The following is an 11,280-nucleotide window of genomic DNA, read 5'->3' as shown; positions in this document are numbered from 1 at the left end:
TCCTGCCGCGCCTCGACGAGGCGGAGGACACCCTCGTTCAGCTGCACGGACGAGCCGCCCGCCCGAAGCTCCGTGGCACCGAGCTCGACCTGTCGACGCCGGTCGGCAGGACCCGTCAGCTTGAGGCGTACTACCCCGTGCAACACAGTTTCCCGCTCGTCTACGGCATCGGTCCCGCCGGTCTTCCGTCGACCGCCACCGCTCTCCGCCGCGCCCAGGCCAGGCAGCTCAAGGCCTACCTGATGGTGTATGAGCAGCTGCTACGCAATGCCTACGCCCAGGTCGCGCACGCCGCGGATCTCTTCTCGCTCAACCCCACCGTCGAGCACACCTACTTCGCGTCGCTGTTCGACGCCGGGCAGGTCGCCGGCTACAACGAGATCGTCGCGGCGACGCTCACGGAACCAGCCCTCAGGCGCCTGGTCGAGTCGCCGACCGGGTTCCTCGAGCGTCGCAACCGGTTCCTCGACCACTTGCTGGCGCGGTTCGGGGAGAGCTTCGGCGAATACGCGATGCTCGTCACCGACATCTCCGGCCAGGGCAAGGCGGGGGAGGACCTGATCCGCGACAAGCTCGCCTTCCTGCGGGCCTTTCCGCGGGTCAGCCACGACCGCGGCAGGGCCTTCAACCAAGCCGTGGCGCCCTGCAGCCCCGACAATGTCTCCGGGCTCCAGCAGCGGATCAACCTGCTGCTCGGCTTCCCCGACTGGACGTTCGCCTACGGGGCGTCGAAGTCGACCGGGACGCAGGGATTCCGGCACCAGCTGAACCTCGGGGAACCGGGGACGCCGATCGTGTCATTCGCCCCGCCGCCTGCCGTGGCGGCGGCATTGGCCGGGCTCCTGGCCGAACAGGGGCTCGACACGTCATCCGTACCGTGGCGGATCGACAGCACCGGCGGACGGCTCGTCCTGACGACCGGACCAGCCGGCCAGGCGGTGATCGAACTGCTGCCCGGGCAGGACGGCGGCGGAGCCGCGGCTGGCCTCAGCCATGAGCTGGTCGCCGCCCAGCAGACGGTCCTCGCCGCGCTGATCCTGCCACCCCGCTGCGGCGTCGTCCGCTCCGGGAACCGCTGGAAGGTTACCGTCGCTGACGGTGACGGAAACCGGATCGGCAGCAGCGACCAGCGTTTCCCCAGCAGGCAGGAGGGCGCTGGATTCATCCAGCTGATGAGCACCTGGGCCGCGCACAAGCGGGCGATCGTCGTCGAACACCTGCTGCTGCGCCCCAAGTTCCCGGGCGATGCGCTCTACCCGGCATGCACGGACGGTCCGGGGTGCGGATGCGGCGACGAGGACCCCTACTCTTTTCGGCTCACCTACGTGATGCCCGGCTGGACGGCCCCGTTCAACACGAACCTGTCCATGCGCGGTTTCGCCGACCGGACCATCCAGGAACAGACCCCGTCGCACCTGCTGGTCAAAACCTGCTGGGTGGGAAACGACGGGTACCTGTCCGACCCGTGCGACCCGGTCATCGACGAGGTGGCGTCGGTGCTGGAGTCCTTCGCGATGACGCACGGGGCCGCGTGCGGATACGCAGCCGAGATGTATGCGGCCTACGGCGTGGCGTTCGAGGCGTGGTTCGCCGGGCACACGCTGGTCCGCGAGTCGCCGAACGTGCTCAGCGCATCGCTTGCGGCCCTGTTCAACGCAGACATTGACCTGTCGGGTGTGTCGTGCGCGGCGCTGGTCAATGACGACGTACGGGAGGCCGTGCAGACGGTGCTCGTCGGACACTTCGTCGGGATCGCGCGCCGCGGATACCAGTTCGAGCGGTTCGAGGACGCCTGGTGCGCGTGGGCCGATGCCGACGCCGCCATCGACTGGACCCGGGAGGGACTCCACGGCACCGTGCTCGAGGTACTCATCCCCGGCGTCGCGTCGCCGGGGGAGTCCCATGATGCGCTGTGCGCGTGCGCGACGACGATCCTGACCGGATTCGGTTCGCACTTCCGGGGGTGGATGGATGCGAACATCGCTTCCGGTGTGCCGCTCGCGGCGTTCACAGTATTCGACCCCCCGGAACCGGACCCCTGCGCCGGGCTCGATGTCGCGCCGGGCGCCGCCCAGACGATCCGGGCGTTGCTGATGCACCGCTACGCCCGGTACACGGAGGTGTCGTACCGCCTCTCCATCCTCGTAGACGCCCTCGGCGGGCTGCGCAACACCTATCCGCGGGCAACCCTCCATGATTGCGGCGAGGGCTCCGACTTTAACCCCGTTCGGTTCGGACAGACGGCACTTGGGAGTAACTGAAATGGACAGCACGAAGCTCACCTACCCCCTCTTCGAGGCCAACCAGGTGCTCACCAGCGCGCACCTCAACGACCTGTTCGAGTATCTCGACGAACAGACCCGGCTGACCCGCGCCAACCTCATCGGCATCGGCATCGTCTGCGGGCTGGAGGTTGGGTTCGAGGCGCCAGGCACAGTGCGCCTGTCGAAGGGGTGCGGGGTGACCTCGCAGGGCTACCTGATCGTCGAGCCCGCCGACCTAGCGCTCGCCCACGTGCGGCCGTACAAGCTGCCGATCGAGTACGGTTATCAGCCTTTCGTCGAGCCCGGCCTTGTCCCCGCAAAGCAGTACGACCTGTGGGAGCTCTTTGACGACGACGACGAGCCCGGCGCCCAGCCCCTGGCGACGAGCGGCCTTGTGCTTGAAGACAAAGCCGTGGTGTTGTTCCTGGAACGGCGCAAGGATCACCTGCGCAACTGCAGTCCGAACAACTGCGACGACCGCGGCGCCGAGGTAACGGCAACCGTCCGTCGCCTGCTGATCGACGTCGCCGACCTCGACACGATGAACGCGTCCGCCGCCGGGTTCGCCCCGACGTACCTCGGTGCGGACCTCACCGAGCGCCTGGACCTGCCGGACGTGAGGATGCCACGGTTTGATGTGCCGGGCCGCGGCCCGGTCCGGCCCGAGCAGGTGCTCCGCGCGTTCCAGGAAACGTTCCGCCGGGACAAGCTGGTGGCCAGCACCGCCGCCGCCCTGACCGCACTCTACGACGCCTTTAAACCGCTGGTCGTCGACAAGTATCCGGACAACCCTTTCGCGGGTTTGGCAAACCGATTCGGGTTCCTGGACACCACTCCGGCGACCACGGCCCAGGTCCGCTTCATGCAGTACTACTGGGACCTGTTCGACGACATGCTCGCCGCCTACGACGAGCTGCGGTGGAAGGGAGTCGACCTGATGTGCGCGTGCGCCCCACCGGAGGGCCTGTTCCCGCGCCACCTGATGGCAGGTGTGCTCGCTCCGGCGAACTACGACTACGCTGACTACCGCCACCCGTTCGTTCCGTCGCCCGCGGTCGGCGGCTGCAAGGAGCGTACCCGGGACCTGCGCACCCTCTTCGCCCGGCTGGTGGCAATCCTGGCGGGGTTCACCGAGACGCCCCCGGACAAGGGGATCCGGGCGACGCCGAGCCGCTGGGGAGACGCACCCCTGTCGGTCAAGGCGATCCCGTACTACTACGACCAGGACGGCAATCCACCGGTGTTCCAGCTGTGGGACCCGGTCAGGACCACCCGCCGGCGGGCCAACCAGAACCTCAGCTATCGGGCCGACGAGTACTCGCCCGCACCGCCGGATTTCGTCACCGATCCGCTGCGCTTCGACCTTGAGCCGAACAACTTCCTGCGGATCGAAGGCCACCTCGGAAAGAACGTCCACACCGTACTCGAGTCGCTGCTGTCCCTGAGGAAGAGCCACCGCCTGCCGTTCGAGGTGATCGCCCTGCGCACGGGAGCTTTCGACGAGGACATCGAGGTTGACCTGGGCAAGGAGGACTGCCGCTTCCAGGATCTCGAGACGCTCTACGAGACCCTCAAGTCTGAGCTCACATGTTTCCTCGTCAAACAGGTGATGTATTTCTACTCCCTGCCGGCCCAGCTCGTCGTTGGCGAGGGGACAGCGGTTCCGTCGCTCGGCTTGCTGAAGTCTTTCGCGCCCGACTTCATTGCCCAGCCCGGCACCCTGGGTCGCGAGATTGAGGCAGTGCTCACCTGGGAGCGGGGGCGGCGACATCCGTTTGTGTTCGAACTTCCGGGAGTCCCCCATTTCCCGAGCCGGGTGCTCGCCCTGGTGGGCGCGATGTCCGACCTGTCCGCGCGGCTGGGCGACGACATCCGCCAGCTGGATTTTGTCGCCTTCGGCGGACGCTACGAAAAGCTCCTCGAGATCGCCAGGGGCATGGAGGACGCCCGGCGCGAGGGAATCTTCAACGAGCCCGGCCTTTCGGATCGTCTCGACGACATCCTCTTCCGGTGCCGTCTCGACCCGTTCGAAGCGCTCGCGGCGGAGTACAGGAGGCGCGTCCGCGAGGTCAAGCAGGCCCAGTTCCTCAGCCACTTCCTCGAACGCCACCCCGGCCTGCAGCACAAGGCCGGGGTGCCGCTCGGAGGCACGTTTATTCTCGTCTACCACGAGCTGGCCCAGCGCGGGAGGGTCGAGCGGTCGCCGCGCACTCCTGCCCGGCCCGACGTCGACGAACTGGACGTCGGGGTCTTCGGAGATCTGAGAGCCCGGCCCGACGTCGACGAGGCCAGGCGAAGGCTCAGCAACGCCTTCGACCGCCTCCAGTACGACCCCCGGCTCGCCGGGAATCCTGACGTCCAGCTCGTCTACAAGGCCTTCACCGGCAACGTGCTGGTGTACAGGGGCGCCGTGTCGAAGTTCTCCGAGCAGGTGTACCTGGACGCGATCGCGGGCCTTCCGGACGGCAGCGTCATCGCCGACTTCTTCCTGCCGTACGGGTGCTGCTCAGACTGCCAACCGATCCAGTTCCAGCTGCCGCAGACGCGGATCCGGGTCAGCGCGGGCAAGGCGTGCACGGACGCCGAGGGGCGCGCCGATGTCACACTCACCACCGAGGGAACGAGCGGATCGCTGTCGGTGCAGGTGGACGGCGGTAGGTTCGAGGAGACCACCGGCTCGCTGCTGCTCGACGTCGGAGAGCACACGATCGTCATCCGCGACGCGACAGGCAGCGAGTCTTCACCGGTGGCGATCGTGATCCCGCCGCAGCTGGTGATCGGCGCAGCGCAGACGATCGTGGACCAGGCCGCGGGAACCTATCATGTGGTGGCCTCGGTGCAGGGCGGAACCCCGCCCTATGCCGTTGATCCGGGCACGGTTGTCGACACGACCTATACGAGCCCCCTGCTGCCGGTGGCCGACGTGCTGAACGTCGTGGTGAAGGATGCCGCCAGCTGCGCCGTCGAACGGACGTTCCAGTCCGGAACGGCACCGTGCGACCTCCCCTGCGATGGGGTCGCCGAGCGCGGGGGCTACCGGTTCTGGCTTCCGGAAGCGCGGCCGAGATCCCCGATCAACGACTACGAGGCCGAGGTTCGCGCGTTTGCGATCACCGACCCGGACGGCAATCAGGTTGACCTGACGGGCGAGGCCGTCGATGCCATCAACCGGGCGCCGAACCCGATCCGGTCCACGGACTTCGCCGGTATTGTCGGGCGTTGGCTCAATGGGCTCAACAGGCTCATCGCTGACAGGTTCGGGTCGGATCAGTGGTTCCACGTCGAGTACGAACCGGCCCCGGGGTCCGGGACGACGGGCTCCCTGTTCGTGGACCGGCTTAGCTGCGTCGACTTCCGGTTTGAACTCGCCGTCACGTTCGTTCAGGACCAGAGGGAGCGCGCGTTCGAGCTCAGCTACACCTCCCGGGGCACCGTCGTCATTGAGTCGAGTGCGCAATCGAAGTTACGGATCCCACTGTTCGACGGGTCGACGTCGAACAAGTGCCGGCCCGACGACCCTCCGATACCGCGTTGTGAAGGCACAGACCTCACGCTGGAGCTCAGACGTGAGGGAGCGTTCCCCGATGTGGTGATCCTGGAGGCGGCCGTCTTCGGAGCCGACGCGCCGGAAGCGTTCCTGTGGGAGGTTCAGGACGGAATCCCCTCGGTCGCCGGCGGGGAACGGGTCGAGCTCACATTCGAGCCGGCCGAGCCCGTCGAGAAGCTGGTGCGCCTGACCGCCTACACCGGGAAGGGCTGCACGGTGAGCATCGAACAGAGAATCAACATCGTCCGACGCGAGGGCTGAACCGATGGTCCAGCCGACGTCAATCACGATCCGGAGCCAGCTCCTCGACGTCGAGGTGCACGGCACCGAGTCGGATGCGCTTGCCCTTCAGAGGCGACTCCCCGGCATGTGCGCCGACGTGCTGTGGCCGGCGCTGGAGGCAGCGCTTGCCGACGTCGATCCCGGCGACGCGCACCTGTCCGTCGAGCGGCTGGCGATCGATCTCGCCGAGGTGCCCCTTGACCGCCTTGAGTCCGAGCTCGCCGCTGCGCTGCGGCGTGAAGTGGTTGACTACTTCCGGCGGAACCCACCGGTGCGGTTCGCGGGCGGGGACCGGGCTCCCCAGAACGTTGTACGGCACCGGACGGAGGCGGAGACCGTCGAGGACGCGCTCCTGGTGTTCCTCCGCACCGGCCGATTGCCGTGGTCGTTCCGGGTGCCGCCCGAAGCGCATCTCGAGCAACTGGTGCTCGCCACCTGGGGCGCGGCAGACGGGGATCGGGCTCCGCCTCCGGCCGCGCGGGCCAGGCTCAGGGAAATACTGGCGCAGCCTGCCGCCCGGGCCCGCCTGAGGAAACAGTTCACCCCGGAGTTCGCCATCACGCTGCTCCGAACAGCCTCGCCTCGGCTGGCGGCGTCGATCAAGGAGGTGGCGGCAGTGCTCGCCGATCCCCTCGTGTCCGCGCCAGCCAGGGTGGCGTTCATGCGGAGGATCCGGGATGCCGTGTTCGTCGCGGAGTCCTCGGGCCGCGAGCCTGGACCGGCAGAACTCTTGCGCATTGTGTGGCGGATGTCGGAATCCGGGGAGCACGGTGATCCGGCCCTCGCCGCGGCCCTCGAACGACAGTGGCCCCGCGTGACCGGGCTGCTGGAAACAGCACCCGACCCCGCAGAGATAGCGCAGGCGGGCCCGGCGCGGTCAGCGAAGCCTCGACCGGCGACCTCCGGCCTCGAGGCGGAAGCTGACGGGATTATCGTTGACAACGCCGGAATCGTGCTTCTACACCCCTTCCTGCCGCGCCTCCTCGAAGGGCTCGGAGCATCAGACGGCACCGTGCTCGTCGACCGAACCCGCGCGCTGTGCCTGATCCACTACCTCGCAACCGGCGAGTTGACCGCCCCGGAGTATCGGCTCACACTGGCGAAGGTGATCTGCGGGGTCGCGCTGGACGAGCCGGTGGAAGCGGATGCAGGTCTCACGAAGGCCGAGACCGACGAGGCTGCCGCCCTGCTCGAAGCGGCCATCGGTCACTGGGAAGCGCTTCGCGGGACATCCCCGGACGCGCTGCGGAACGAATTCCTGATGCGTCCGGGGGTGCTGTCGGCCGACGCCGACGGCGACTGGCTGCTGCGGGTCGAGTCGCGAACCGTCGACATCCTCCTTGACCAACTGCCGTGGGGGATCTCGATGATTGGGCTTCCCTGGATGTCCGGCCTGCTTCGGGTTCAGTGGCGGTGACGCGATGAGTACGGCTGCCACCAAGTCGACCAGGTCGCACTCGCCGACCGTCACTCGTGCGGGCAGCTTCTTCCGGGCCGCCCGCAGCCCAGGATTCTTCGGTCCGGTGAGGGGCAACGCCGGTTCGGATAACGTCATCCAGGCCAAACTGTCGGTCAGTAAGCCGGCCGACCCGCTTGAACGTGAGGCCGACCGCACCGCCGACAAGGTCATGAGGATGCCCGGCCCGCAGGTCCAGCGCGCGGTCGGTCCGGTGGCCGGGACGGGCCCGCCGCAGCTACAGCGGTTCGGGGTGGGGAAGCCAGCCGTGACGGCCGATACCCAGTCGGAGATCCAGCGTGCGACGACCGGTGGCCGGGCGCTGCCGTCCGAGGTGCGCTCGTACATGGAGCCGCGCCTCGGAGCCGATCTCGGCGACGTGCGGGTGCACGCTGACGAGGGCGCTCACAGCATGAGCAATCACCTGAGCGCCTCCGCTTTCACCTACCGCAACCACGTCTTCTTCGGGCGTGGCCAGTACCAACCGGGCACCGGTTCGGGCCGCCACCTCCTGGCACACGAGCTGACCCACACCGTCCAGCAGGGGGCGACCGTTCAGCGCACAGCCCGGCCCGAGGTGCAGCGCGCCGCTGGGCCGGGTCACGTTCCAGAGGTGACCGCATCGGGATCGCCACCCGCCGTGCAGCGCCTCGGCGTGCAGGACGCTCTCGACTACTTCGCCGACAAGGCATACAACATCCCGGGATTCCGGATGTTGACGCTGGTCCTCGGATTCAACCCGATCAACATGCGCAGCGCGCCCCGCACCGCGGCCAATTTTCTGCGGGCGCTGATCGAGCTGATACCGGGGGGAGCCGTGATTGCCCGGGTGCTGGACAACCACGGCGTCATCAACAGGGCGGCCGAATGGGTCGAGCAGAAGGTCGCCGCGCTCGGCGACATCGGTGCGATGATCGTGGACGCGCTCAGGCGTTTCATCGACTCACTGGGCTGGAGCGACATCTTCGACCTGGGTGATGTGTGGGATCGCGCCAAGAGGATCTTCACCGGCCCGATTGGCCAGCTGATCTCGTTCGGCGCAGGCGTAGTCGTCGACCTGCTCGACCTGGTCAAACAGGCGCTCCTGCGGCCGCTGGCAGCACTCGCCCGACGGACCGCCGGCTACGACCTGCTCAAGGTGATCCTCGGCGAGGACCCGATCACCCGCGACCCTGTGCCGCGCACCGCCGACACACTGATCGGCGGGTTCATGAAGCTGATCGGCCAGGAGGAAGTGTGGCAGAACATCAAGCGGGGCAACGCGGTCGTTCGCGCGTTCGCCTGGTTCAACGGCGCGCTGGCGGGGCTGATGGGATTTGTGCGCTCGATCCCCGGGCGACTCGTGCAGACGATCACGTCGCTCACCTTCCCCGACGTGATCACCGTCGTCGGCGCATTCCGCAAGGTGGGGTCGGCATTCCTCAGCCTGGCGGCCGAGTTCGGCGCGTGGGCGTTCAGGCAGGTGATCAGCCTCCTTGAGATCCTGTTCTCCGTCGTCGCCCCGGGGGTGATGCCGTACATCGCGAAGGCCAAGACCGCGTTTCGGAGGATCATCAGGAACCCGATCGGCTTCGTGCGAAATCTCGTGCGGGCCGGGAAGCTCGGGTTCCAGCGGTTCGCTGGCAACATCCTGAAGCATCTCAAGACCGCCCTCATCACGTGGATCACCGGGCCACTCGGCGAGGCTGGCGTCTACATCCCCAAATCGTTCAGCCTGGTGGAGATCATTCGACTGGTCCTGTCGGTGCTCGGGCTGACGTGGCAGAACATCCGCACCAAGCTGCTCAGGATCATCCCGGAGCCGGTGCTCGCCGCCCTGGAGAAGACAGCGTCGATCCTCGTCACGCTCGTGACGCAGGGCCCCGCCGCGGCGTGGGAGCAGATCAAGGCCGAACTGACCGAGCTGAAGGACCAGCTGATCGGCCAGGTCACGACAATGATCCAGACGGAGGTCGTGAAGGCCGCCGTCGCCAAGCTCGTCAGCATGCTCAACCCCGCCGGGGCCGTGATCCAGGCGATCATCGCCGTCTACAACACGGTGACGTTCTTCGTCGGGAAGGCGCGCCAGATCGGCGCGGTAGTGGCCTCGTTCATCGACTCGATCTCGGCGATCGCCGCAGGCCAGGTCGTGGGCGCCGCCCAGCGGGTCGAGAAGACGATGGCCAACACGCTGACCGTCGTGCTCGCCTTCCTCGCGAAGTTCGCCGGTCTGGGTGGGATCCCCGGCAAGCTCGTCGGCATCGTTAGGACGATCCGGCAGCCCATCGACAAGGCCCTGGACAGGATCGTGGCATGGCTCGGCGCGATGCTGGAGAAGGTCGTCGCGAAAGCGAAGGCCACGGCCAGGAAGCTCCTGGAATGGTGGCGGATGAAGGAGCCGGTGGCGGGTGGCGACGAACCGCATACGCTGACGTTCGACGGTGAGAAGGGGTCAGCCACGCTGGTCATACGTTCGGCGCCCGAGAAACCGTCGACGTTCCTGGCCCGGGAGCATGGGCGATCCGGGGCGAACGAGGACCTGTTGAAGGAACCCCTGAAGGAGACCCAAAAGTCCGAGGAAGCGATTTCGGCGACCCAGGGTGCACTGGTCAAGTTCGACGACAAGGATCCTACTCCGACCGGCACTCGTCAGAGCGAAGCGGACACTCTGTCGAAGAAGCTCAATTCCTTGCTGAAGAAGCTGTCGGGCACAATCAGCGGCGCGCTCACGGCGTGGGGAATCGCCGACCAGATGCCGACTGACATCGTGATCGAACGGCCCGAGCGTTTCACGGTCGCGCAGAAGAAGGCGATCGCCCAGCAGTACCTGGACCAGCGCGCGCGGCTCGCCGGCACGCGCTTCGGCAGGACCCAGAATCTGGCGAAGGATTCGACAGGCCGGAAGATCAATGTCGCCGCTGGCATCGACCGGCGGCACGTCGTGTCGTCCGACGATATGGCCAAGCACTACGGCGAAGTGCTGGTCAAGAGCACCCGGTCTGCTGCGAAGCTGCTGGTCGAGCAGGGCGGCTCGATTTCCGACGCCCGCGAGCCGGTCATCGGGAAGGGCAAGAAGAAGGTCACGGCGGACCTGGTGATCGCCGCGGCCAGACGCCGTTTCAAGCGTTACTTCGGCTACGCGAGGAACATCTTCCTTGGACGCGCGTGGGAGAACCAGGCCGTATTCAAGGAGAAGCTCGACACCGAGCACCCTGAACTCCAACAGAAGGCAAAACTGGAGGCCCATGTGGCTCACATCAAGCGCGGATGGGCGCTGGACAAGTCGTTCAAGGAAAGCCGGCTGGAGGACTAGTGGTCGCGGCAAACCTGTCCCGCATGCTCGCCGGCCTTGATGCGCTCATCTCCGACCGGCTCGCCGGGTACCTGGACCCGTCCGGGAAGCCCACGCGGCCGCTCGGCGGGTACCGCTTCGAGCCATCGCAGTTCGCTGGCTTCAACGACGGGCGGGAGCTCTCGCCGGCAGAGCACGTGGTCATGCTCCTGGCGCTCGTTCCGCACATCCGCCCCGATTTTTTTGGCCGGCTGATCGGGGCGTACCTCCCGGACGGCGGCGACCTGCCCGAGTTCGGGGGCGACCGTGCGGAGCACCACCGCGGCGTACTGCCGACCGGGGAAACCGCGCAATTCGTGCTCGCCGGGGACGATCTAGCCGGGCGCCTGGAGGTGCAGCGGCTCCTGTCGAGCGAGCACTGGTTCGCCCGGCGCCGGGTGCTGTGGCTCGACAACGTGCG

General features: G+C 67.3%; 5 protein-coding genes. All 5 read left to right on the top strand.

What is annotated here, in order from left to right:
• A partial coding sequence (locus Y703_RS18985; protein WP_216698880.1) for a hypothetical protein occupies positions 1-2,261 on the top strand: 2,261 nt, incomplete at its 5' end.
• 1 nt (position 2,262) lies between these two features.
• Complete coding sequence (locus Y703_RS0109030) at positions 2,263-6,072, top strand: hypothetical protein (protein ID WP_026552442.1); 3,810 nt, start codon at positions 2,263-2,265, stop codon at positions 6,070-6,072.
• A gap of 4 nt (positions 6,073-6,076) precedes the next feature.
• Positions 6,077-7,510 (top strand): contractile injection system tape measure protein, encoded by a 1,434-nt coding sequence (locus tag Y703_RS0109025; protein ID WP_026552441.1) that lies wholly within the window; start codon positions 6,077-6,079, stop codon positions 7,508-7,510.
• Positions 7,511-7,616: 106 nt separating this feature from the next.
• A complete protein-coding gene (locus tag Y703_RS18980; RefSeq protein ID WP_216698879.1) occupies positions 7,617-10,841 on the top strand; it encodes an eCIS core domain-containing protein in 3,225 nt (1,074 codons plus the stop codon).
• A partial coding sequence (locus Y703_RS22370; RefSeq protein ID WP_035764408.1) for a hypothetical protein occupies positions 10,841-11,280 on the top strand: 440 nt, incomplete at its 3' end. The genes Y703_RS18980 and Y703_RS22370, both read left to right, overlap by 1 nt.

Source organism: Arthrobacter sp. H20, assembly GCF_000520515.1.
Taxonomy (GTDB): domain Bacteria; phylum Actinomycetota; class Actinomycetes; order Actinomycetales; family Micrococcaceae; genus Arthrobacter_D.
Note: the sequence above shows the minus strand (reverse complement) of the source record. Positions and strands in the feature narration are given on the sequence as shown.

Coding starts and splice junctions, on each gene's coding strand:
- Y703_RS0109030 (WP_026552442.1), top strand. CDS start 2,263: ATGGACAGCACGAAGCTCACCTACCCCCTCTTCGAGGCCAACCAGGTG.
- Y703_RS0109025 (WP_026552441.1), top strand. CDS start 6,077: ATGGTCCAGCCGACGTCAATCACGATCCGGAGCCAGCTCCTCGACGTC.